This window comes from Streptomyces sp. NPDC002817 (genome assembly GCF_053592055.1).
In genome coordinates, this window is the sequence record NZ_JBSFUY010000022.1 from 57,977 (window position 1) to 80,199 (window position 22,223).

The 22,223-nt window shown below is 70.5% G+C and carries 24 protein-coding genes; 13 read left to right on the top strand and 11 right to left on the bottom strand.

Annotated features, from left to right (window positions below; all coding sequences use genetic code 11):
* The first annotated feature begins 39 nt into the window (after nt 1-39).
* From ssuE to ACWD3I_RS32670, 3 genes are read left to right on the top strand one after another with little or no spacing between them, the layout of a single operon-like run.
* Nucleotides 40-594 carry an NADPH-dependent FMN reductase gene (gene ssuE, locus ACWD3I_RS32660; RefSeq protein ID WP_365411246.1) on the top strand — a complete coding sequence of 185 codons (555 nt, stop codon included), beginning with the start codon at nt 40-42 and terminating at the stop codon, nt 592-594.
* Nucleotides 595-599: 5 nt separating this feature from the next.
* Nucleotides 600-1,784, top strand: coding sequence for an SfnB family sulfur acquisition oxidoreductase (locus ACWD3I_RS32665; RefSeq protein WP_365411249.1), 1,185 nt, complete (start codon nt 600-602; stop codon nt 1,782-1,784).
* A gap of 38 nt (nt 1,785-1,822) precedes the next feature.
* Entirely contained in the window at nt 1,823-3,004 is a 1,182-nt protein-coding gene (locus tag ACWD3I_RS32670; protein WP_451084248.1) for an LLM class flavin-dependent oxidoreductase, read from the top strand.
* Here the strand turns inward: ACWD3I_RS32670 and ACWD3I_RS32675 are convergent.
* Both ACWD3I_RS32675 and ACWD3I_RS32680 read right to left on the bottom strand, forming a co-directional pair.
* Nucleotides 3,001-3,351, bottom strand: a complete 351-nt coding sequence (locus tag ACWD3I_RS32675) for a nuclear transport factor 2 family protein (RefSeq protein WP_365413895.1) — start codon at nt 3,349-3,351, stop codon at nt 3,001-3,003. The two genes, ACWD3I_RS32670 and ACWD3I_RS32675, sit on opposite strands and share 4 nt — an antisense overlap.
* Nucleotides 3,348-4,406, bottom strand: a complete 1,059-nt coding sequence (locus tag ACWD3I_RS32680) for an acyl-CoA dehydrogenase family protein (RefSeq protein WP_365413897.1) — start codon at nt 4,404-4,406, stop codon at nt 3,348-3,350. The genes ACWD3I_RS32675 and ACWD3I_RS32680 overlap by 4 nt, the downstream gene beginning before the upstream one ends.
* 98 nt (nt 4,407-4,504) lie before the next feature.
* Here ACWD3I_RS32680 and ACWD3I_RS32685 point away from each other — a divergent pair, with 98 nt between their 5' ends.
* Both ACWD3I_RS32685 and ACWD3I_RS32690 read left to right on the top strand, forming a co-directional pair.
* Nucleotides 4,505-4,861, top strand: a complete 357-nt coding sequence (locus ACWD3I_RS32685) for a YciI family protein (protein ID WP_365413899.1) — start codon at nt 4,505-4,507, stop codon at nt 4,859-4,861.
* Complete coding sequence (locus ACWD3I_RS32690; protein WP_365413901.1) at nt 4,858-6,027, top strand: RNA polymerase sigma factor; 1,170 nt, start codon at nt 4,858-4,860, stop codon at nt 6,025-6,027. The genes ACWD3I_RS32685 and ACWD3I_RS32690 overlap by 4 nt, the downstream gene beginning before the upstream one ends.
* Here the strand turns inward: ACWD3I_RS32690 and urtE are convergent.
* The 6 genes from urtE to ACWD3I_RS32720 all read right to left on the bottom strand — a co-directional run bounded on the left by urtE (nt 6,017) and on the right by ACWD3I_RS32720 (nt 12,099).
* Nucleotides 6,017-6,709, bottom strand: coding sequence for an urea ABC transporter ATP-binding subunit UrtE (urtE, locus tag ACWD3I_RS32695; protein WP_365413903.1), 693 nt, complete (start codon nt 6,707-6,709; stop codon nt 6,017-6,019). The two genes, ACWD3I_RS32690 and urtE, sit on opposite strands and share 11 nt — an antisense overlap.
* Nucleotides 6,709-7,470: an urea ABC transporter ATP-binding protein UrtD gene (gene urtD, locus ACWD3I_RS32700; RefSeq protein WP_365413905.1), complete on the bottom strand. Its 762-nt coding sequence runs from the start codon at nt 7,468-7,470 to the stop codon at nt 6,709-6,711. The genes urtE and urtD overlap by 1 nt, the downstream gene beginning before the upstream one ends.
* Nucleotides 7,467-8,555, bottom strand: a complete 1,089-nt coding sequence (urtC, locus tag ACWD3I_RS32705) for an urea ABC transporter permease subunit UrtC (protein ID WP_451084249.1) — start codon at nt 8,553-8,555, stop codon at nt 7,467-7,469. Before urtC ends, urtD begins: the two co-directional genes overlap by 4 nt.
* Nucleotides 8,552-9,448 (bottom strand): urea ABC transporter permease subunit UrtB, encoded by an 897-nt coding sequence (urtB, locus tag ACWD3I_RS32710; protein WP_266896753.1) that lies wholly within the window; start codon nt 9,446-9,448, stop codon nt 8,552-8,554. The genes urtC and urtB overlap by 4 nt, the downstream gene beginning before the upstream one ends.
* 63 nt (nt 9,449-9,511) lie before the next feature.
* A complete protein-coding gene (gene urtA / locus ACWD3I_RS32715) occupies nt 9,512-10,780 on the bottom strand; it encodes an urea ABC transporter substrate-binding protein (protein ID WP_365395960.1) in 1,269 nt (422 codons plus the stop codon).
* A 206-nt stretch (nt 10,781-10,986) separates the two neighbouring features.
* Complete coding sequence (locus ACWD3I_RS32720) at nt 10,987-12,099, bottom strand: substrate-binding domain-containing protein (protein WP_365395957.1); 1,113 nt, start codon at nt 12,097-12,099, stop codon at nt 10,987-10,989.
* A 78-nt stretch (nt 12,100-12,177) separates the two neighbouring features.
* Here ACWD3I_RS32720 and ACWD3I_RS32725 point away from each other — a divergent pair, with 78 nt between their 5' ends.
* From ACWD3I_RS32725 to ACWD3I_RS32750, 6 genes are all read left to right on the top strand, one after another.
* On the top strand, nt 12,178-12,615 hold the full coding sequence (locus tag ACWD3I_RS32725) for a MarR family winged helix-turn-helix transcriptional regulator (RefSeq protein ID WP_365395954.1): 438 nt from the start codon (nt 12,178-12,180) through the stop codon (nt 12,613-12,615).
* Nucleotides 12,616-12,738: 123 nt separating this feature from the next.
* Nucleotides 12,739-14,061 carry an aldehyde dehydrogenase family protein gene (locus tag ACWD3I_RS32730; RefSeq protein ID WP_365395951.1) on the top strand — a complete coding sequence of 441 codons (1,323 nt, stop codon included), beginning with the start codon at nt 12,739-12,741 and terminating at the stop codon, nt 14,059-14,061.
* A 24-nt stretch (nt 14,062-14,085) separates the two neighbouring features.
* Nucleotides 14,086-14,409, top strand: a complete 324-nt coding sequence (locus ACWD3I_RS32735) for a hypothetical protein (protein WP_365395948.1) — start codon at nt 14,086-14,088, stop codon at nt 14,407-14,409.
* 61 nt (nt 14,410-14,470) lie between these two features.
* A complete protein-coding gene (locus ACWD3I_RS32740) occupies nt 14,471-14,992 on the top strand; it encodes a hypothetical protein (RefSeq protein ID WP_365395945.1) in 522 nt (173 codons plus the stop codon).
* A 147-nt stretch (nt 14,993-15,139) separates the two neighbouring features.
* Nucleotides 15,140-17,488 carry a phosphoketolase family protein gene (locus tag ACWD3I_RS32745; RefSeq protein WP_365395942.1) on the top strand — a complete coding sequence of 783 codons (2,349 nt, stop codon included), beginning with the start codon at nt 15,140-15,142 and terminating at the stop codon, nt 17,486-17,488.
* A 57-nt stretch (nt 17,489-17,545) separates the two neighbouring features.
* A complete protein-coding gene (locus ACWD3I_RS32750; RefSeq protein ID WP_365395940.1) occupies nt 17,546-18,439 on the top strand; it encodes an aldo/keto reductase in 894 nt (297 codons plus the stop codon).
* Here ACWD3I_RS32750 and sph read toward each other — a convergent pair whose 3' ends face one another.
* Nucleotides 18,440-19,375, bottom strand: coding sequence for a sphingomyelin phosphodiesterase (sph, locus tag ACWD3I_RS32755; RefSeq protein WP_365395975.1), 936 nt, complete (start codon nt 19,373-19,375; stop codon nt 18,440-18,442).
* 171 nt (nt 19,376-19,546) lie between these two features.
* On the bottom strand, nt 19,547-20,005 hold the full coding sequence (locus ACWD3I_RS32760; protein ID WP_365395937.1) for a pyridoxamine 5'-phosphate oxidase family protein: 459 nt from the start codon (nt 20,003-20,005) through the stop codon (nt 19,547-19,549).
* Nucleotides 20,006-20,178: 173 nt separating this feature from the next.
* On the opposite strand from ACWD3I_RS32760, the gene ACWD3I_RS32765 reads away from it, so the two are divergent.
* Both ACWD3I_RS32765 and ACWD3I_RS32770 read left to right on the top strand, forming a co-directional pair.
* Nucleotides 20,179-20,574, top strand: a complete 396-nt coding sequence (locus ACWD3I_RS32765) for a VOC family protein (RefSeq protein WP_365395934.1) — start codon at nt 20,179-20,181, stop codon at nt 20,572-20,574.
* Between the two features lie 76 nt (nt 20,575-20,650).
* Entirely contained in the window at nt 20,651-21,724 is a 1,074-nt protein-coding gene (locus ACWD3I_RS32770; RefSeq protein WP_365395931.1) for an adenosine deaminase, read from the top strand.
* Here ACWD3I_RS32770 and ACWD3I_RS32775 read toward each other — a convergent pair.
* On the bottom strand, nt 21,712-22,221 hold the full coding sequence (locus tag ACWD3I_RS32775) for a mycothiol transferase (RefSeq protein ID WP_365395928.1): 510 nt from the start codon (nt 22,219-22,221) through the stop codon (nt 21,712-21,714). The genes ACWD3I_RS32770 and ACWD3I_RS32775 overlap by 13 nt on opposite strands.
* Nucleotides 22,222-22,223 lie beyond the last annotated feature (2 nt).

Genomic DNA, 22,223 nt, shown 5'->3' on the forward strand with positions numbered 1-22,223 from the left:
CCGCCGTGTGCGGGCGCCCGCTTCCCGAAAGAGGACCGCATGGCCACCGTCCTGTCCGTCTCCGGCAGCCCTTCCGCCTCCTCCCGCACCAACCGCCTGCTGCGCCACCTCGACCAGCGGCTGACCGCCCAGGGCCACCAGGTGATCCCGCTCGACGTCCGCACCATCCCCGCCGAGGCCCTCCTCGGCGCCGACTTCAAGCACCCCGCGATCGTCGAGGCCACCGAGCTCTTCGCCCGCGCCGACGGAATCGTCGTCGCCACCCCCGTCTACAAGGCGTCCTACTCCGGAGTCCTCAAGGCCCTGCTGGACCTGCTCCCGCAGTACGCCCTCACCGGCAAGACCGTGCTCCCGCTCGCCACCGGCGGCACCACCGCCCACGTCCTCGCCATCGACTACGCGCTGCGCCCGGTGCTCAACTCCATGGGCGCCGCCCACATCGTCCAGGGCTGGTTCACCCTCGACAAGGACATCACCGTGCACGAGGACGGCACCCTCAGCGTCGTCGCGACCAGCACCGAGGCCCTGACCCAGGTCGTCGACCAGTTCTCGGCGGCACTGGGCCGCACTCCGGTCCTGGCCGCGGCGAGCTGACCCGGATGACCGCCCATGTGATCGCCGACGACGCGGAGGCCCTCGCCGTCGCGGCCGCCCTGGCCGAGGAGTTCCGCGCGGGAGCCTCCGCGCGGGACACCGAACGCAGGCTGCCGCGCGCCGAGCTCGACCGGCTCTCCGCGTCCGGCCTGCTGGCCGTCACCGTCCCCGCGGAGCACGGGGGAGCGGACGTCGGCCCGCAGACCCTCGCCGAGATCTTCCGGCTGCTGGCCTCGGCCGACGCCAGCCTCGCGCAGATCCCGCAGAGCCACTTCGCCTACGTCAACGTGATCCGTCGTCAGGGCACCGAGGAGCAAAGGAAGTTCTTCTTCGCCGAACTCCTTTCCGGCCGCCGCCTCGGCAACGCCCAGTCGGAGGCCGGCACCCGGCACGTCCAGGACATCCGCACCCGTCTCGCACCGCGACCCGACGGCTCGTACGTCCTCGACGGCGTCAAGCACTACTCCACCGGCGCCTTGTTCGCGGACTGGATCCCCGTGCTCGCCCGCGCCGAGGACGACAAGCTCCATGTCGCGTACGTGCCACGGGACGCGCCCGGCGTCACCGTGATCGACGACTGGGACGGCCTCGGCCAGCGCACCACCGCCAGCGGCACGGTCCGCCTCGAAGGCGTCGAGGTTCCGGCCGATCGGGTCCTGCCCCATCACCTCACCTTCGAGGGACCCCAACTCCACGGCGCCGTAGCCCAGTTGCTGCACGCCGCCATCGATGCCGGGATCGCCGGGGGAGCGCTGGCGGAGGCGGCGGAGTTCGTGCGGACGAAGAGCAGGCCGTGGTTCGAGAGCGGCGTCGAGACGGCCGCCGAAGACCCGCTGCTGATCCAGCGGTTCGGTGAACTCGCGGTTCAAGTACGGGCGTCGGAGGCGCTGTTGCGAGAGGCCGCCCGTGCCGTCCAGGCGGCACAGGCCGACCTCACCGACGACTCGGCGGCCGAGGCGTCCATCGCCGTCGCCGCCGCCAAGGTGCAGGCCGCGAACGCCGCCGTGGACGTGGCGAGCGCCCTCTTCGAGGTGTCCGGCACCCGAGCGGCCCTCAACTCCCTCAATCTGCACCGGCATTGGCGCGACGCCCGCACGCACACCCTGCACGATCCGACCCGCTGGAAGATCCAGCACATCGGCCGGTACGTGCTCAACGGCACCAGGCCGCCCCGCCACGGTCTGCTCTGACCCCGAAGATCCCGAAGCCCTTGATCGGAGACCCCCACGTGTCCCTCACCTTCCACTGGTTCCTCCCCACCAACGGGGACAGCCGCCACGTCGTCGGCGGCGGCCACGGCACCCCGGCGACCGTCTCCGGGCGTGACCGGCCGCCGACGGTGGCCTATCTGAGCCAGATCGCCCGTGCCGCCGAGGACCTCGGTTTCGTCGGCGCGCTCACACCGACCGGCGCCTGGTGCGAGGACGCGTGGCTGACCACCGCCATGGTCAGCCAGAACACCGAGCGGCTGAAGTTCCTGGTCGCCTTCCGCCCCGGTTTCGTCTCGCCGACCCTCGCCGCGCAGATGGCCTCCACCTTCCAGCGGCAGAGCGGCGGACGGCTCCTGCTCAACGTCGTCACCGGCGGCGAGAGCCATGAGCAGCGGGCCTACGGCGACTTCCTCGACAAGGACGACCGCTACCGCCGTACCGGCGAATTCCTCGAAGTCGTACGTGGGTTGTGGGAGGGCAAGACGGTCGACCTGAAGGGCGAGCACCTCCAGGTCGAGGACGCCAAGCTCGCCCGGGTGCCCGACCCGGTCCCCGAGGTGTACTTCGGCGGCTCCTCGCCGATCGCCGGCGAGATCGCCGCGCAGCACGTCGACGTGTACCTGACCTGGGGCGAACCCCCGGCGGCGGTGGCCGAGAAGATCGCCTGGATCCGAGGGCTCGCCGCGAAGCACGGCCGCACCCTGCGCTTCGGCATCCGGCTGCACGTCATCACCCGCGACACCTCCGAGCAGGCGTGGGCCGAGGCGGACCGGCTGCTGGCGGGCTTCGACCCGGACACCGTGAAGTCGGTCCAGGCCGGACTCGCCCGCAGCGAGTCCGAGGGACAGCAGCGGATGCTCGCCCTGCACAGCGGCGGCAACCTCCCCCACTCTCGGCTTCGCTCGAGCGGGGGGACCCACACCGGCCTGGAGATCCACCCCAACCTCTGGGCCGGGATCGGCCTGGTCCGCGGCGGCGCCGGCACCGCCCTGGTCGGCAGCCACGACGAGGTCGCCGAGCGGATCAAGGAGTACCACGCCCTCGGCATCGACGAGTTCGTCCTCTCCGGCTATCCGCACCTGGAGGAGGCGTACTGGTTCGGCGAGGGCGTCCTGCCGCGGCTCGCCGCCCAGGGGCTGTGGCGGCACCCGTTCGAGAAGCCGGCCGCTCCCTCCGCGCAGGTGCCGTTCGCGAGCTAGCGGCTGCCGCTGACCTCGCCACCGAAGAAGACCTGCACCTCCCCGATGAGTCCGTCCCGGACGGTGATCGCCTCGACGTTGCGGTACCGGCCGCCGGTCGTGAGCTCGTACTCGTAGTACACGAGCACGAGCTCCCCGTCGGCGGGGACGACGTGCAGCAGCCGCTGCTCCGCGAACCGGTCCGCGGTCGGGAAACACCGCTCGAAGAACGCCGCCCTGTCGATGTGGTCGTCCCGCGGACTGGTGAAGGTGAAGTCCTCGGCGTAGAGCGCGAGGGCGGCCTCGCGATCCTGCGATCGGTAGTGGCGAAACGCCGCTTCGACGATGTCGGTCGGACTGTCGCTCATGCGGACTCCCGGAGTTCGGTCAGCGCGTCGAGATGCGCCCTTCGCACCACCGACGTCTGCCCCTGCACCAGCAGGAACAGTCCCTCCCGGGCGAGTCGCTGGGCAGGATGGCGTACGTCCATGGTGCGGCCGCCCCCGGCCACGACCGCGGCGGTCGTGGCCGCACGCATCAGGTCGTACGACCGGGTCTTGAGCGCCAGGCGCTCCTCGACGCGCTCGTGCGCGACGGGGTGATCGGCCAGCTCGTACGCCTGCCGCCGCACCTCGTCGACCTGCCCGCGCAGCTCCTGGGCCGTCTCCGTCTCCCCGGCGTCCTCCAGCACACGCAGCGCGGCATACGCCACCCCGAAGACCGCCGGAGACGTGTTGGTGCTGCGGGGCAGGTCGACGAGGGCGAACTTCTCCTGCGGAGTGCGCAGCACCACGCTCTCCTCGGGCAGCCACAGGCCGTCCAGCTCCAGGGAGACCGTACGGGCGGCCGTGAGCGCCGCCAGCCGCATCGGCTCCGAGGCACGCACACCCCGCTGCTCGCGCGCGTCGGCGAAGGCGAACACGATCTCGTCGGAGTCGGTCACGCCCGCGAGCAGCATCACGTCGTTCCGACCCCAGCCCGTGTACCAGGGCACGGCCCCGTCGAACCGCCAGCCGCCCCGCTCGGCAGTCGCCCGCACGGGGACCCGGGGGAACGCGCGGACATGGGCGTACGCGATCCCGGCCAGCAGCTCGCCGGACGCCAAGGAGCGCAACAGCCGCTCCCGGGCCGGGAGTTCGGATTTCGCGAGCATCCGCACCGGAGTGTGGTGCTGGGTCTGCACGAACCAGGTCGAGCAGCACGCCCCGGCCAGGATCTCCTGGATCTCCCGCGCCACCGAGTCGGGGGCGCCCGCCCCGCCGTACTCCTTGGGCGCGCTCACCCCGAGCAGCCCCGACTTCCTGATCTCCGCGATATGACTCACCGGCACCTCCGCCAGGTCGACCCGCGCCGCCTGCGGGGTGAGGAGACGGTCGGCGAGCTCCTGGGTGCGGACGACGAGCGGGTGCGGTGCCATGGTCATGGAAAAAATTCTCCCGATACCGTCGTGCCCGGTGTCGATCCGGGGGTGAGCCGATCGTGTAGGAGCTGAGAGAACGACACGGCACCAAGGAGGACGTCATGCAGTACTACCTGCTCAGCGTGATCACCCCGACCGACGGAACGCCGCCCGGACCCGAGGCCATGGCGGAGATCGTCCGCAACCTCGACACCTTCCACGCGGAACTGCGCGAAGCCGGCGCCTGGGTCTTCGCCGGCGGACTGCACGGCCCCGACACGGCCACCGTGCTGCGCCCCAGGGACGGCGACCTCCTGATCACCGACGGACCGTACGCCGAGGGCAAGGAGTACCTGGGCGGCATCTGTCTCATCAAGGCCCCCGACCTGGACGCGGCCCTGGAATGGGGCAGGAAGGCGACCCGGGCCACCACCCTGCCCATCGAGGTGCGCCCGTTCATGCACCAGGCCGAGGAGTGACGCCACAGCCCGTCGACGTCGAGGCCGTCTTCCGCGCCGAGTACGGCCGCGCCGTCGCCGTCCTCGTCCGCTTCCTCGGCGACATCGACCTCGCCGAGGAAGCGGTCCAGGACGCCTTCACCACGGCAGTGCAGCGCTGGCCGGAGACCGGAGTGCCGCCGAGCCCCGCCGGCTGGATCATCACCACCGCCCGCAACCGCGCGATCGACCGGCTGCGCCGCGAGGCCAAACGGGACGGCCGACACGCCGAGGCGACCCTCCTGCACACCCCCGACGCGCCGCCCGAGGAGGGCCCCGTGCGCGACGAACGCCTCCGTCTGATCTTCACCTGCTGCCATCCCGCCCTCGCGCCGCAGGCCCGGGTCGCCCTGACCCTGCGCCTGCTCGGTGGGCTCACCACGCCCCAGATCGCCCGCGCGTTCCTCGTCCCCGAGCCGACCATGGCGCAGCGCCTGGTCCGCGCCAAGGCGAAGATCCGCGATGCCCGGATCCCGTACCGCGTGCCCCGCGACGCCGACCTGCCGGACCGGCTGCGAGGGGTCCTCGCCGTCGTCTACCTGATCTTCAACGAGGGCTCGGCCGACCTGTGCGCGGAAGCGCTCCGCCTCGGCCGTCTGCTGACCGACCTGATGCCGGACGAGCCCGAGGCCACGGGCCTGCTCGCCCTGATGCTCCTCGTCGAGTCCCGCCGGGCGGCACGGGAGGACAGCGAGGGCGTGCTCGTGCCGCTGCCCGAGCAGGACCGCGGGCGCTGGGACCGCGAGCTCGTCACCGAGGGGCAGGATCTCGTACGCCGGTGTCTGCGCCGCAACCAGCCCGGTCCGTACCAGATCCAGGCCGCCATCCAGGCCGTCCACAGCGACGGGCCACCGACGGACTGGACGCAGGTCCTCCAGCTGTACGACCAGCTGACGGCCCTGGCCCCCGGCCCGGTCGTCGCCCTGAACAGGGCGGTCGCCGTGGCCGAGGTCGAGGGACCGCGCGCTGCCCTCGACCTCGTCGACGCCCTCGACCTCGACGGCTACCACGTCTTCCACGCGGTCCGCGCCGACCTGCTGCGCCGCCTCGGCCGGGACACGGAGGCGGCGCGGACCTACGAGGCCGCTGTCGCCCTGGCCGGGAACCCGGCGGAACGCGCCTGGCTCGAACGCCGCCTCACACGCTGAGCGCCTCCCGCACCGCGAGCTCCGACTCCTTGCCGCCCTCGCCGAAGGACGTGACCCGCCCGGCCTCCAGGACGTAGTACTTCTGCGCCGCCCGCATCGCGAAGCCGACATGCTGCTCGACCAGCAGCACCGAGAGCCCGCCCCGGGCGGCCAGCGCGAGGATCGTCTCCTCGATCTCGGCCACCACCGACGGCTGGATGCCCTCGGTCGGCTCGTCGAGGAGAAGGATCCGGGGCTCCGTCACCAGGGCCCGGGCGATGGCGAGTTGCTGCCGCTGACCGCCGGAGAGCAGTCCCGCACGCCGACCGGAGAGGGTCCGCAGCGCGGGGAAGAGGTCCAGTGCCTCGGCGATCGCCTCCTTGCCCCGTCTGCGGCCGTCCGCGACGAGCTGGAGGTTCTCCGCGGTGGTCAGGTGCGGGAACGACTGCTGCCCCTGCGGGACGTACGCCATCCCGCGCGCGACCCGCTCGTGCGGCCTGCGGCGGGTGATGTCCTCGCCGTCGAGGCGGATCGTCCCGCTGTTCGGGCTGAGCAGGCCGACGGCGGCGCGCAGCAGCGTGCTCTTGCCGGCGCCGTTGTGCCCGAGCACCGCGGCCACGCCGTCCTTCGGTACCTCGATCGACACCCCGTGCAGGACCGTGCTGCGGTGGTAGCCGACGCGGACGTCCTCGATCTGCAACATCACGCCTCCAGAACGACGGCAGGGACGTCCTCGGTCACCGCGTGCCCGAGGTACACCTCCTGCACCTTCGGATCCGCCTGCACCTGGGCCACCGTGCCCTCGCTGAGCACCTTGCCGGCGTGCAGCACGCTGACGCTGCGCGCGAAGGAGCGCATGAAGTCCATGTCGTGCTCGATGACGACGACGGTGCGCTCCTCGCTGATGCGCTGCAACAGCTCGCCGGTGGCCTGCCGTTCGTCGTGGCTCATACCGGCCACCGGCTCGTCGAGGAGCAGCAGCTTCACGTCCTGCACGAGCAGCATGCCGATCTCCAGCCACTGCTTCTGGCCGTGGGCGAGGGTTCCGGCGGGGGAGTCGGCGAGGTCCGTGAGCCCGATGGTCCCCAGCGCCTTCGCGACGGGCTCCGGAACGTCCTTGCGGCGCCGCAGCATGGTCCACATGCTCCGGCCCGCGCCCGCCGCGATGTCCAGGTTCTGAAGGACCGTCAACTCCTCGAAGACGGTGGCCGTCTGGAAGGTCCGCCCGATCCCGGACCGCGCGATCCGGTGCACGGCCCGCCCCAACAGCTCCCGGCCGTCGAACCGCACCGAGCCCTCCGCCTTCACCAGACCGGTGACCGCGTCGACGAGGGTCGTCTTGCCCGCGCCGTTCGGCCCGATGAGGAAGCGCAGATCACCCGGGCTGACGTCGAGATCGACCCCGTCGACGGCGGTGAACCCGTCGAAGGACACCCGCAGTCCGCGTATCTCCAGCTCGCTCATGCTGCCTCTCCCACGGGAACGGCGGTCGGCTTCTTCTCGGTGGTCGCCCTGCGTCGCCGCACGAGGACCGCCAGCGAGGCGAGCCCACCCGGCAGGAAGGCCAGCGCCACGATGAACAGCAGCCCTTGGAAGTAGGTCCAGGCCGCCGGGAACTCCTCCGACAGCGCGGTCTTGGCCCACGCGACCGCCACCGCGCCCAGGACCGCACCCACGAGGCTTGCCCGGCCGCCCACCGCGGCGCCGATCACGAACTCGATGGACGGCACGATGCCGATCAGGGCCGGCGAGATGATGCCGACCGCCGGCACGAACAGCGCCCCCGCGAGGCCCGCCATACCGGCGGCGACGACGTACGCGACGAGCTTGACGTTCGCCGGGTCGTACCCCAGGAAGCGCACCCGCTCCTCGGAGTCCCGTACGGCGACGAGGAGTTCGCCGTACCGGCTGTTGATGAGCTGGCGGGCGATCACGATCAGGAGCAGCAGGGCCGCGGCGATGACGAAGTACACCATCCGCTGGTTGACCGGGTCGTCGAGGCTGTAGCCGAAGAAGCCCTGGATGTCGGTGAGCCCGTTGGTGCCGCCGGTGGTGGCCTGCTGGCCGATCAGCCAGATGGCCAGCGCCGCGGCGAGTGCCTGGCTGAGGATCGCGAAGTAGGCGCCCTTGACCCGGCGCCGGAAGATGAACAGACCGAGCAGCGCGGCGACGGCCATCGGGAGCAGTACGGTCGCTGCGAGGGCGAACAGCGGGTTCTCGAACGGCTTCCACCACCAGGGGAGTTCGGTGGCCGTGCCGTACAGCTGCATGAAGTCGGGCAGATTGCCCGGCCCGGCGTCGGCGATCTTCAGATGCATCGCCATGGCGTAGCCGCCGAGCCCGAAGAACACCCCCTGCCCGAGCGTCAGCAGTCCGCCGCGGCCCCAGGCCAGACAGACGCCGACGGCGACCATGGCCGTGCACAGGTACTTGGCGAGCAGCCCGAGCCGGAAGTCGGACAGGGCGAGCGGAGCGACGGCGAAGAGCAGCACGGCGGCCCCGGCGAAACCCGCCCACACCCGTGCCGAGCGGCCTGTCAGGACGTTCATACGAGACTCCTCGTACGCAGCGTGTACAGCCCCTGGGGCCGCCACTGGAGGAACGCGACGATGGCGACGAGCACCAGCACCTTGGCGACGCTGACGGTCGTGGAGTACTCCAGGACCGACTGGAGCACGCCCAGCACGAAGGCGACGATGACCGTGCCCTTGAGCTGTCCGATGCCGCCGACCACGATCACCAGGAAGGCGTCGATGATGACGTTGGTGCCCATCGTCGGCCCGATTGGACCGACCAGCGTCAGCGCCACCCCGGCCACGCCCGCGAGCCCGGAGCCGATGAAGAAGGCCGTACGGTCCACGGTCGAGGTCGAGATGCCGGAGACCTCGGCCAGGTCCCGGTTCTGCACCACGGCCCTGATCCGGCGTCCCAGCGACGTCAGCCGCAGCGTCAGCGACAGCGCGACCACGGCCGCCACGGCCAGTCCCAGAATGAACAGGCGGCTGTTGGCGAAGGTGAGCGGGTCGTCGCCGCCGATGACGGTGATGTTCCCGGTGAGGACGTCCGGCGCGCGGGTCTGCACATTGGGCGCACCGAAAATGTCCCGGGCGAGCTGCTGGAGCATCAGCGAGACGCCCCAGGTGACGAGAAGAGTGTCAAGTGGCCGCAGATACAAGCGCCGTATCAACAGCCATTCCAGCAACGCGCCCAGCGCGCCCGAGACGAGAAATGCCACGGGAAGTGCGACCAGCAGTGAAATTCCCGCGCTGGAAATGGACTTCTGCAGGACGTATGTCGTGTAGGCGCCCGCCATGATGAACTCGCCGTGGGCCATGTTGATGACGTTCATCTGGCCGAAGGTGAGCGAGAGGCCGAGCGCGATGAGGAGCAGGACGGCACCGATGCTGATGCCGGTGAAGGTCTGACCGAGGATCACGGTCATACGGCGGCTCCGGAGAGGCGTGAGACGGCGGCCCCGGGTGCGAGGCCGCCGTGTGACGGTCGGTCAGGACAGGTCGGAGGCCCAGGAGTAGCCCTTGAGGAACGGGTCCGGCTTGATGGGCTTGCCGGAGTTCCAGACCTCCTTGATCTGGCCGTCGGTGCCGATCTCGCCGATCCGGGCGGTCTTGTAGACGTGCTGCGAGGCGCCGTCGACGGTGACCTTGCCCTCGGGGGCGTCGAAGGTGATGCCGTCGGAGGCGGCCTTCACCTTCTCCGGGTCGAAGGACTTCGCCTTCTCGACCATCGCCTTCCACAGGTAGACCGAGGTGTACGCGGCCTCCATCGGGTCACTGGTCGGCTTGTCCTGGCCGTACTTGGCCTGGTACGCCTTCACGAACTTCGCGTTCGCCGCGCCGGCGGTGGTCTGGTAGTAGTTCCAGGCCGTCAACTGGCCCGCGAGGTACTGCGTTCCGATCGACTTGACCTCCTCCTCGGCGATCGACACCGAGACGACCGGCATGCTCTTGGCGGTGAGCCCCGCGGACTTGTACTCCTTGAAGAAGGCCACGTTGGAGTCGCCGTTGAGGGTGTTGAAGACGGCGTCCGCCTTCGACGCCTTCACCTTGTTGGCGATCGTGGAGAACTCCGTGGAGCCCAGCGGTGCGTAGTCCTCGCCGGCGATCGTCATGCCGTTGGCCTTCGCGTACGCCTTGATCTCCTTGTTGGCGGTGCGCGGGAAGACGTAGTCGCTGCCGACCAGGTAGATCTTCTTCAGGCCCTTGCTCTTGAGGTAGTCGAGCGCCGGGACGATCTGCTGGTTGGTGGTCGCGCCGGTGTAGAAGATGTACGGGGACTCCTCCAGGCCCTCGTACTGCACCGGGTAGAACAGCAGCGACTTGTTCTTCTCGAAGACCGGCTTGACGGCCTTGCGGCTGGCGGAGGTCCAGCAGCCGAAGGTGGCCGCGACCCCGTCCTCCTTGATGAGCTTCTGCGCCTTCTCGGCGAACGTCGGCCAGTCGGAGGCGCCGTCCTCGCTGATGGGCTTGATCTGCTTGCCGAGGACGCCGCCGGAGGCGTTGATCTCGTCGATGGCCAGCTTCAGCGAGTCGCGTACGGTGACCTCGCTGATCGCCATCGTGCCGGACAGCGAGTTGAGCAGACCGACCTTGACCGAGTCACCGCTGACGTCGATCTTCGCGGCCTTGTCGGACGACGAGCCGGCCGCGTCGGTCTTCGCGCCGCACGCGGAGAGGGCCACCACCGCGGTGAGCGCGGCGCCGCCGGCCAGGAAACGTCGGCGGAGAATACGGGAACTGCTGGAACCGCTGGACAAACCAACCCCCTCGGGTGACTGCCTGCTGAAGTGCGGTCCACAGACTCAAGTCCCCCTGTTTCCGGGGTGTTTCGCTCGACTTTCCCGGAGGCAACAAAAAACGCCCCTTGCGGCATGTGATCTGCATTCAGAAACTGAAATCACAATTCGCCCGAGGCATTCTAATTACTTTCTGTGGGAAGTATCTTGGCGGTGCCGGGCACCTGTCAAGAGCGGGAACCGTGAAGATCGAGCTCCGTGAGGACGTCGAAGTCCAGTCCGTCGGCGCGCGCCAGGTAGATCCGCTGGCGCACATGCCGGCCCCGCAGATGCATGAGCCCGCGCGGTCCCTCGTAGGACACCGTCCCGGCCGCCGCCCCGATCGCCGTGACGTCCAGCGACCGGGCCTGCCTGAGGAGCGCGGCGAGCAACAGCACACCCTCGTAGCAGGATTCGCCGAGACTGCCCAGCGCGGGTGCCTCGACGCCGTAGCGTCCGGCGTACTGCCCGTGGAAGTCGAGGGTGTCCTGGTTGGCGAGCGAGGCGAAGAAGCCGGCGGTGCTGTAGAGGTCCTCGGTGGCCGAAGGGCCGCTCGCCATCAGCATGTTCTCGTCCATGAGCGTGCTGAGCCGCAGACAGCGCGCGGGCAGCCCGTAGGCGGCGAACGCCCGGTTGAAGCGCACCGCGTCACTGCCCACCAGCAGCATCAGCACCGCGTCCGCTTCCGACCGCTCGATGCGCCGCAGCACCGGCTCGAAGTCGTGGGTGCCCAGTGGGAGATAGACCTCCCCGTCCACGATCCCACCGGACTCGCGGGCGTACCCGTGGGCCGCCCGTGCCGTACGCCGCGGCCACACATAGTCGTTGCCGACGACGAACCACCGGCGCACCCCGCGCTCGTGCGCCAACAGTCCCATGGCGGGCCGGAGTTGGTCGCGCGGCGTCTCGCTCGTCAGGAACACCCCCGCGGTGTGCTCGCCGCCCTCGTACAGGGCGGTGTAGACGTACGGCACCCGATGGGCGATCCTCGGCGCCAGCGCCAGCCGCACCGAGGAGATGTGCCAGCCCGTGACGCCCTGCACGACCCCCAGGTCCACCAGCGCCTCGACATGGTCGGCGATCTCCCGCGGCGAACCGCCGCCGTCCACGGGCAGCAGCCGCAGCTCCCGCCCCAGCACCCCGCCCGCCCGATTGACCTCCTCGGCCGCCAGCTGCGCGCACAGCTCGCAGGTCGGCCCGAAGATCCCCGCCGGCCCCTGCATCGGGACCACGAGAGCCACGCCGAGCACGGAGGCGTCGGCCGTGAACCACTCGGGTGCGGGAGGATCGTGCCGGAACATGGCGTCATGATTTCGGGTCCGCCCGGTGAACTCCAGCCTGTCTCATACGATGTACGCACCCCGTGACCTAGGAGCGCGATGCCCACCTCATCTCCGCGTCAGCCCCGTGACCTGGTGCAGCTCCTGACGCGGGCCGAGCGACTGGCCGCGCGCCGCCTCCAGGCGGCCCTGGACGAGGAGGGCTGCTCGCTCGACGCCTGGCGGGTGCTCGGTCTGCTCTGCGACGGGCAGGGGCACCACATGACGGCGATAGCCGAGGCCGCGTTCCTGCCGCCGCCGACGCTCACCAAGCTCATCGACCAGCTCGTCGACCAGAACCTCGTCCACCGCCGCGTCGACCCGCTGGACCGGCGCCGCATCCTCGCCCACCTCACTCCGCGCGGTCAGGAGTACTGGCGCCGCGTCGACCGCGCCGTCCGCGCCGACTGGCCCGCCCTGGGGGACAGCGACGAGGAGCTCCTGCGCGGACTGCTCGACCGTCTGGCGGACACGCTGGACGACTCCACCCGAGTGTGATCACGGCGTAGCGGAAAGTTACTTACGTGGTGAGGGAATGTATCCGGGTGTAGAAAAGGTTGGTAATTACATCCAACCGTTCGAGGCCGTGCCCAGCGGCCCGCGCAGCATCAGCGAGGCATCGTGAACCAGCCCACCCCCGAGCAGCCCGCCGACATCGTGGCCCGGCTGCGCGCCACCTTCCGCACCGGCCGCACCAAGCCCGTCGAATGGCGCACCACGCAGCTGCGCCGACTGCGCGAGATGCTCACCGAGCACGGCACCGACCTGGCCGACGCCCTCCACGCCGACCTGGGCAAGAGCTCCACCGAGGCCTACCGCACCGAGATCGACTTCGTGATCCGCGAGATCGACCACACCCTCGACCACCTCGAGGACTGGCTGCGCATCGAGTCCGCCCCGGTCCCCGCGCACCTCGGCGCCGACGCCACCGCCTGGACGCAGTACGACCCGCTCGGCGTCGTCCTCGTCATCGCCCCCTGGAACTACCCGGCCCAGCTCCTGCTCGCCCCCGTGGTCGGTGCCCTGGCGTCCGGCAACGCGGTCGTGGTCAAGCCGAGCGAGATGGCCCCGGCCACCTCCGCCGTACTGGCCCGGCTCCTGCCGGCGTTCCTCGACACCGAGGCCTTCGCGGTCGTCGAGGGCGGCATCCCGGAGACCACGGCCCTGCTGGCCGAGCGCTTCGACCACATCTTCTACACCGGCAACGGTGCCGTCGGCCGGATCGTCCTGCGCGCCGCCGCCGAGCACCTCACCCCGGTCACCCTCGAGCTCGGCGGCAAGTCCCCGGCGTTCGTCGACCGGGACGCCGACCTCTCCGTCGTCGCCGACCGACTGGCCCGCGGCAAGTTCCTCAACGCGGGGCAGACCTGCGTCGCCCCCGACTACGTCCTCACCGACCCGGAGACCGCCGCGGCCCTGGAGCCCCTGTTCCGCAAGGCGGTCGAGGCCGTCTACGGCAGCGACGCCTCGGCCTCCGGAGAGTACGGCCGGATCGTGAACGAACGGCACTTCGACCGGCTGAGCGCGCTGCTCGACTCGGGCCGTGTCGTCGTCGGCGGCGCGAGCGACCGTACGACGAAGTACATCGCGCCCACCGTCCTCGCCGACGTCGACCCCGCTTCGCCCGTCATGCGGGAGGAGATCTTCGGCCCGATCCTCCCGATCGTCACGGTGCCGGACCTCGACGGGGCGATCGACTTCATCAACGACCGCGACAAGCCCCTCGCCCTGTACGTCTTCACCGCCTCGCAGGACACCCGGGACCGGCTCGCCGCCGAGACGTCCTCCGGCGGCCTCGGCTACGGCCTGCCGCTGGCCCACCTGACCGTCTCCGACCTGCCGTTCGGCGGGGTGGGGGAGAGCGGCATGGGCAACTACCACGGGCGGTACTCCATCGAGACGTTCAGCCACCGCAAGGCGGTGCTGGACAAGCCGCTCGGCTGATCCGGCGTGTGCTGAACTGGAGTCATGCACGCGCGAGTTGTAGGAGTGGACGTCGGTTCGGTGGCCCTGGGCCGATTCGCCTGGGCTGCCGTCGACGCACCCTCGCCGACCCTCGCGGCTCAGGGGAGCGACCCGGAGACGGCGGTCCTCGCACTGGCCGAAGACCTGGCGTCCGGAGGCCGTGCCGCGCTCGTGCACCCCACCGAGCACGAGCGGCTGGCCAGGACCGGCCCGCACTCCTGGGTCCCGGCGCCCCGCGAGGCGTTCGTGCGCATCGAGGCCGAACTGGTCACCGGACGCGCATCGGCCGGCGGACGCACCGTGTACGGCATCCGGATCGCCTCCTGAGGCGCGGACCGACGTACGGTCCGGCCATGACGCACGCCATACGCTCCCGCCCGGCGGCCCCATGAGCGGCTGGTGGCCCTACCTGGAGGAACGGACCCGCCAGGAGGTCGACGCAGACGTGCTGCGCGACCGCCGGATCGCGGCGGTGAAGTCCGTGTGGGAAGCCTTGCGGCCCTTGGGGATGGGGCTGCACGACGCCGAGCGGGTGGTCCACGCGCGGTACGAGGCGCTCGGCGACCGGGTGCGGATCCGGCCGCCCGATCCACTGGACGTCCCGTCTCTCGCGGCCCGTGCGGCGGCCCTGCCCGGTCGAGTCGCCGCCGTCGAGGCCCTGTGGGACGGCGACACCGTCCACGACTGGTTCGTGGAGCTGATCGCTGTCCTGGACGACCCGGCCGGGGAAGGTCACCTGGCGACCGTCCACCACCGCCGTGGCGAGGCCCCGCCGAACGCGGCCGCCGCCGAGGCCGGCCGAGCCCTGGCCGACCACCTCGGAGTGCCGTTCCACTTCGGCTCCCCGGACGTCCCCGATGACGAGGCCCCGCGTTGGCGGACCGTCCGGGGTCGGGGCGACCGATCCTGAACGCAACAGCTTCCGCGGAGGGATTCCACGGCTTTCCTCCCGACGACTTTGGCCCATGAGGCCCATGCCGGGTACCCGGGGATGCGACGAAGGTGGACGGCAGACACCGTCGACCCGCACCACGACACCCGACCGGAAGGGAACCCCATGTCCGTCGACCCCCGCCACCCGCCCGGCGCACTCACGGACGAGGAACTGACCTCCCTGGACGCCCACTGGCGTGCCGCCAACTACCTCGCCGTCGGCCAGATCTACCTGATGGCGAACCCCCTGCTGACCGAACCCCTGCGCCCCGAGCACATCAAGCCGCGGCTGCTCGGCCACTGGGGAACCTCACCCGGTCTGAACCTCGTCCACACCCACCTCAACCGCGTCGTCAAGGCCCGCGGCCAGGACGCCCTGTGCATCTGGGGCCCGGGCCACGGCGGCCCCGCCGTGCTCGCCAACGCCTGGCTGGAGGGCTCGTACAGCGAGACCTGTCCGGACATCACGCGGGACGCGCAGGGCATGGCCCGACTCTTCAAGCAGTTCTCGTTCCCCGGCGGTGTGCCGAGCCATGTCGCCCCCGAGACACCCGGCTCGATCCACGAGGGCGGCGAGCTCGGCTACTCCCTCTCGCACGCCTACGGAGCCGCGCTCGACAACCCGAACCTTCTGGTCGCCTGCGTCATCGGCGACGGCGAGGCCGAGACGGGCCCACTGGCCGCGTCCTGGCACTCCAACAAGTTCCTCGACCCCGAACACGACGGCGCCGTCCTGCCGATCCTCCACCTCAACGGCTACAAGATCGCCAACCCGACGGTGCTCGCCCGTATCCCCGAGGACGAACTCGACGCCCTCCTGCGCGGATACGGCCACGAACCCCTCCACGTCACCGGCGACGACCCGGCCACCGTCCACCGCGCCATGGCCCACGCCCTGGACACCGCGCTCGACCGCATCGCCGAGCACGGCCGTCCACCGATGATCGTGCTGCGCACCCCCAAGGGCTGGACCGGCCCCGCCGAGGTCGACGGCCTCCCGGTGGAAGGCACGTGGCGCGCCCACCAAGTCCCCCTCGCCGCCGTCCGCGACAACCCCGACCACCTGCGGCAGTTGGAGCAGTGGCTGCGCTCGTACCGCCCCGAGGACCTGTTCGACGAGGACGGCAGCCCGAAGCCACAAGTCCTGGCATGCGTCCCCGAAGGAAAGCGCCGACTCGGCGCCACCCCCCATGCCAACGGCGGCCTGCTCCTGCGCTCCCTGCCCCTGCCGCCCCTCGAACGATTCGCCGTCCCCGTCGACAAACCCGGCGCCACCCTCCACGAACCCACCCGCATCCTGGGCGAGTTGCTCGAGGACGTCATGCGCGCCACCGCAGACCGGCGCGACTTCCGCATCGTCGGTCCCGACGAGACCGAGTCCAACCGTCTCCAGGCCGTCTACGCCGCCACCGGCAAGGCCTGGCAGGCCGCCACCCTGGACGTCGACGAGCACCTCGACCGGCACGGCCGGGTGATGGAGATCCTCTCCGAACACACCTGCCAGGGCTGGCTGGAGGGCTACCTCCTCACCGGCCGGCACGGACTCTTCTCCTGCTACGAAGCCTTCGCCCACATCGTCGACTCCATGGTCAACCAGCACATCAAATGGCTGCGAGTCACCCGCCGACTGCCCTGGCGCGCCCCCATCGCCTCCCTCAACTACCTGCTGACCTCGCACGTCTGGCGCCAGGACCACAACGGCTTCTCCCACCAGGACCCCGGCTTCGTCGACCACATCCTCAACAAGAGCCCCGAAGTGGTACGCGTCTACCTCCCGCCGGACGCCAACACCCTGCTCTCCGTCGCCGACCACGCGCTGCGCAGCCGCGACTACGTCAATGTGATCGTCGCCGGCAAACAGCCCTGCTACGACTGGCTGTCGATCGAGCAGGCCAAGGCGCACTGCGCCCGTGGCGCGGGCATCTGGGAGTGGGCCGGTACGGAGAACGGCGACCGCGAACCGGACGTGGTCCTGGCCGCCGCCGGCGACGTCCCGACCCAGGAGGTGCTGGCCGCCGCCCAGTTGCTCCGCCGCCACCTGCCGCGGCTCGCCGTACGCGTCGTCAACGTCGTCGACATCGCACGGCTCATGCCGAGCGACGAACACCCGCACGGGATGGGCGACTTCGAGTACGACGGCCTGTTCACCACCGACCGGCCGGTGATCTTCGCGTACCACGGCTACCCCTGGCTCATCCACCGTCTGGCCTACCGCCGCGCCGGCCACCCGCATCTCCACATCCGCGGATACAAGGAGAACGGCACCACGACCACGCCCTTCGACATGGTGGTCCGCAACGACCTCGACCGCTACCGCCTGGTCATGGACGTCATCGACCGCGTCCCCGGTCTCGCCGTCCGCGCCGCTCCCGTACGACAGCAGATGGAGGACGCCCGACTACGTCACCACGCATGGATCCGCGAACACGGCACGGACCTGCCGGAGGTGGCGGACTGGACCTGGGACGGATGATTCATATGTCGGTCAAGAGACCACGTCCCTCGACGGTCTCTGTGTGACACTCCGCTGATGACCTCCGAAACGATCACCGCGGATGCCGCGGGCACCTGGAAACTGGGCGATCTGACCGTCAGCCGCCTCGGCCTCGGCGCGATGCGGCTGACGGGCAGCGCGGCCTTCCACCACGGGACGCCGAGCGACCGGCAACGCTCGATCGCCGTACTGCACAAGGCGATCGAGCTCGGCGTCGACCACATCGACACGGCCGCCTTCTACTTCTCGTCCCTGCGCTCCGCCAACGAACTGATCAACACCGCGCTGGCCCCGTACCCCGACGACCTGGTCGTCGCCGCCAAGGTCGGCCCCTTCCGCGACCACACGGGGGAGTGGGGCACCTCGGCCCGCCCCGAGGACCTCCGCGGCCATGTCGAGGAGAACCTGCGCCAGCTGGGCCGGGACCACCTGGACCTGGTGTACCTGCGCCGCATGGAACAGGATTCGATCGCCGAGCACTTCGGCGCCCTGGCCGAACTGCGCGAGGCGGGCCTCATCCGCCACCTGGGCATCTCCGGGGTGAAACCCCGCCACCTGGCAGAGGCGCAGGCCATCGCCCCGGTGGTGAGCGTCCAGAACCGCTACGCCCTGGACCACCCCGACGAACTCCTGCGCATCTGCGGCGAACAGGGCATCGCCTACGTCCCGTTCTACGCGGTGGCCGGCACGGCGGGCGAACGGGGCGCGACCACGAACCACGACGACGAGGTCCTCGCCATCGCCCAGGCGCACGGTGCGAGCCCCGCGCAGATCCGTATCGCCTGGACACTGCACCAGGGCCCGCACGTACTCGCCATTCCCGGCACCGGAAACCCCGACCACCTCGTCGACAACGTGGCGGCCGGCGCGATCCGGCTGACCGACGACGAGCTGACCCGCCTCAACTCGTCGCACACCGAGGCAGGTTGATCAGCCGACGTCACCGATCACGGGATAGTGGTCGGACAGATTCGTATAGGTGTAGTCGGTTCCCCAGCTCGTCACCGTCCAGGGCGCCGACTCCTCCTCGACGACCTCGTTGCGCCACCCCGACGGACGGGCGTGCCCCGCGCGGTGCAGGACGTAGTCCAGATCCTCGCGCGGGTCGTCCGGGTAGCGTTCACGGGCGATCGAGTTCTCCGCCGTGTCGAAGGAGTACGGATGCCCGGTGCGCGCGTCCGCACCCACCAGGCCCCCGTCGGCGAGCATCGAGTCGTACTCCGCGGTGCGCGAGTCGACGTTCATGTCCCCGGCGACCAGGACCTGCTCGTTCGCCGGGATGTTCCTGGCGTCCAGGAAAGCGTCGATGGCCTTGAACTGCCGACCGCGCATCGCGGCCGCCTCGCCGGCGTCACAGCCCGGGTCGGTCGACTGCGCGTGGGTCCCGACGACGTGCACGCGCGCGCCGTTCACGTTCAACACCACATACGCGAAGCCCTTGTTGGACCACCAGTCCGCCCCGCACGCGTCCTTGTACACATACTGCTCCTTGCGCAGCACCGGCCACCTGCTGAGCACCGTGACCCCACCGTCCTCGGGCGTCGTCGCCGAGTAGGCCCCGCCCGTGGCGTCCCAGCCGGTCCGGCTCCGCCCCACCACCGGTGTCTGGTACGGGTACTCGCTCGCCGCGGCGCTCTTCAGCGCGTCCGACGAGGAGTTGTCGAACGCCTCCTGGAGCACCACGACGTCGTTGCCGTGGAAGAAGGAGGCCTTGGCGATCTCCGCGGCACGGTGGTCCTGTCCCCAGTTCGGGTGGAGCGACTTGCTGAAGAGAAACGCGTTGTACGTCAACACCCGCACGGGCGGCGGCTGATCGGCGGCCGTGGCGGTGGGAGCGGCGGTGACCGCGAGGGCGAGCGCGAGCATGGTTGCGCCCAGGGTGCGGCGCGGTGCTGTGGACGTCACTGGATCTCCCTGAGGGTGAAGGGGGCTGAGTGGCGCCGCACATCAAACCACCGGGAATTACTCCCAGGTAACTCCCGTGCGGGGAAAGAGTGTCGGGCAGACGTACGACGGCCGCACCTCCCTGTCCCCGACTCAGACCACCCACACCCCGTCCCGCATGATGTGCCGCTTCGGCAGTTCCCGTACCTCGTGCCACGCCTGCACCGCGTACGGCCGCACCTCGAAGAAGGCGTACGACGGGCTGTCCTCCCGCGGATTCCAGCCGTGCTTGGCGAGGAACGCGGCCGCCGCCGCGGACGGCACGTCCTGGAGGGTGTACGTCTCCACGGATCCGTCCACCAGCACCACGTCCCGGGTGTCCGCGAACGCCAGCCGCGCCCGACGGCCGTCCCGCAGGTTGCGGCCGGTCGGGTTCGTCAGGCGCGTCGCCAGCCATACGGACCCGGCGTGCCAGACGAACCAGAGCGGGACCATGCACGGCAGCCCGTCGTCGTCCGCCGAGGCCACCCAGATGTCGCTCTCCCGGTCGAGCCGGGCCAGGACGTCTCGCTTGCGCTCTTCGGCGTCGCGCGGAGGCTTGTCGATCTTCATGACCCGACGGTAGTGAACCGGCGGGCGGCCCCGCCTCGGTCCAGGGGCCCGCTCCGGCTCGGGCATGCGTCCTAGGTCCGGGCGGGACGGGCATCGGCGGTCCGACAGGGACTGGCGTCCGCGACGTTTTACGTATAACCTCTTCCGCTAACCCCGCCCTCCGAAAGGCCCTGATGAGACGCGTCGCCCTGGTCACCCTCGTCGTCGACGACTACGACGAGGCGATCCGCTTCTACACCGAGGCCCTCGGCTTCCGGCTCGCCGAGGACGCCCCGCGCCCCGACGGCTCCCGCTGGGTCGTCGTGGAGCCGGGGTCCGGACAGGGCGGGGGTACGGGCCTGCTTCTGGCCCGCGCCAAGAGCGAGACCCAGCGCGGCCGGGTCGGCGACCAGACCGGCGGACGCGTCGGCTTCTTCCTGCACACCGACGACTTCGCCCGCGACCACGCCCGGATGACCGCCGCCGGCGTGACCTTCCTGGAGGAGCCGCGCCACGAGCCCTACGGCTCGGTCGCCGTCTTCCAGGATCTGTACGGCAACCGCTGGGACCTGCTCCAGCCCGCCGACTGAAGGCCGCACCGCGCCTGTCGCACTGCACCGCACCTGTCACACCGCCCCGCCCCGCACTGCCAAGGAAAGATCCACCATGACTACTACGCGCGTAGACCTCGACGTCATCCGCCGGCTGCCCAAGGCCGTGCTGCACGACCACCTCGACGGCGGCCTGCGCCCCGCCACCGTGGTGGAGCTCGCGGACGCGGTCGGTCACACCCTGCCCACCACCGACCCGGACGAGCTGGCCGCCTGGTACTACGACGCCGCGAACTCCGGTGACCTGGTGCGCTACATAGCCACCTTCGAGCACACCCTCGCCGTGATGCAGACCCGCGAGGGCCTGCTGCGCACCGCCGAGGAGTACGTCCTCGACCTGGCCGCGGACGGTGTCGTGTACGGCGAGGTGCGCTACGCCCCCGAGCTGAACACCCAGGGCGGGCTCGCCATGAGCGAGGTCGTGGAGACCGTCCAGGAGGGGCTCGCGGCCGGTATGGCGAAGGCGGCCGCCGCCGGTACCCCGGTCCGGGTCGGCACCCTGCTGTGCGGCATGCGGATGTTCGAGCGCGTAGGCGAGGCCGCCGACCTGGCCGTCGCCTTCCGTGACGCGGGTGTCGTCGGCTTCGACATCGCCGGCGCCGAGGACGGCTTCCCGCCCGCCGACCACCTCGCCGCCTTCGAGCACCTGCGCCGCGAGAACGTCCCGTTCACCATCCACGCCGGCGAGGCCCACGGCCTGCCCAGCATCCACCAGGCCCTCCAGGTCTGCGGCGCCCAGCGCATCGGCCACGGCGTCCGTATCACCGACGACATCCCCGACCTCGCGGCCGGCAAGCTCGGCCGTCTCGCGGGCTGGGTGCGCGACCGTCGTATCGCCCTGGAGATGTGCCCCACCTCCAACCTCCAGACCGGTGCCGCCACCTCGATCGCCGAGCACCCGATCACGGCCCTGAAGGACCTCGGCTTCCGCGTCACCCTCAACACCGACAACCGTCTGGTGTCCGGCACGACGATGACCCGCGAGATGTCCCTGCTGGTCGAGGAGGCGGGCTGGACGGTCGAGGACCTGCGCACGGTCACGGTGAACGCCCTCAAGAGCGCGTTCATCCCGTTCGACGAGCGCAAGGCCCTCATCGAGGACGTCGTCCTGCCGGGCTACGCGCTCTGACGCAGTCCCCGGAGGTAGGCGGCCTGTCCGACGTGCTCCAGATCGTCGGACAGGACGCTGACCAGCCGGACGCCCAGAGTGACCGGAGGATCCCAGTTGTCGTCCACGACGCGTTCCAGGTCCTTGGCGGCCAGCTCACGCAGGACGTCGAGGCTCTGCGCGTGGACGGCGTCGTAGTACCCGGTCAGCAGCTCCGCCGAGTCGACCCGCACCTTGGCCACCTTCGCGGCGCTGTGGCCGTACCCGGTGTCGCGGGCCGGTAGATCGAGGGCGAAGCGCTTCTCCCAGTCCTGGGTCAGCCAGACCTGGTCGAGCCCGAAGGCGTCGGCCATGTGGTCGTCCTGGACGCGGGTGAGATGCCAGATCAGCCAGGAGATGGAGTTGGCGCCGGGTGCGGGCTGGTGGTTGAGGTCGTCGGGGCCGAGGCCTTCGACGGCGGCATGGACTTCTTCTTGGATGCGGCTGTAGCCGTCGATGAGGATGTCCTTCGCGTGCATAC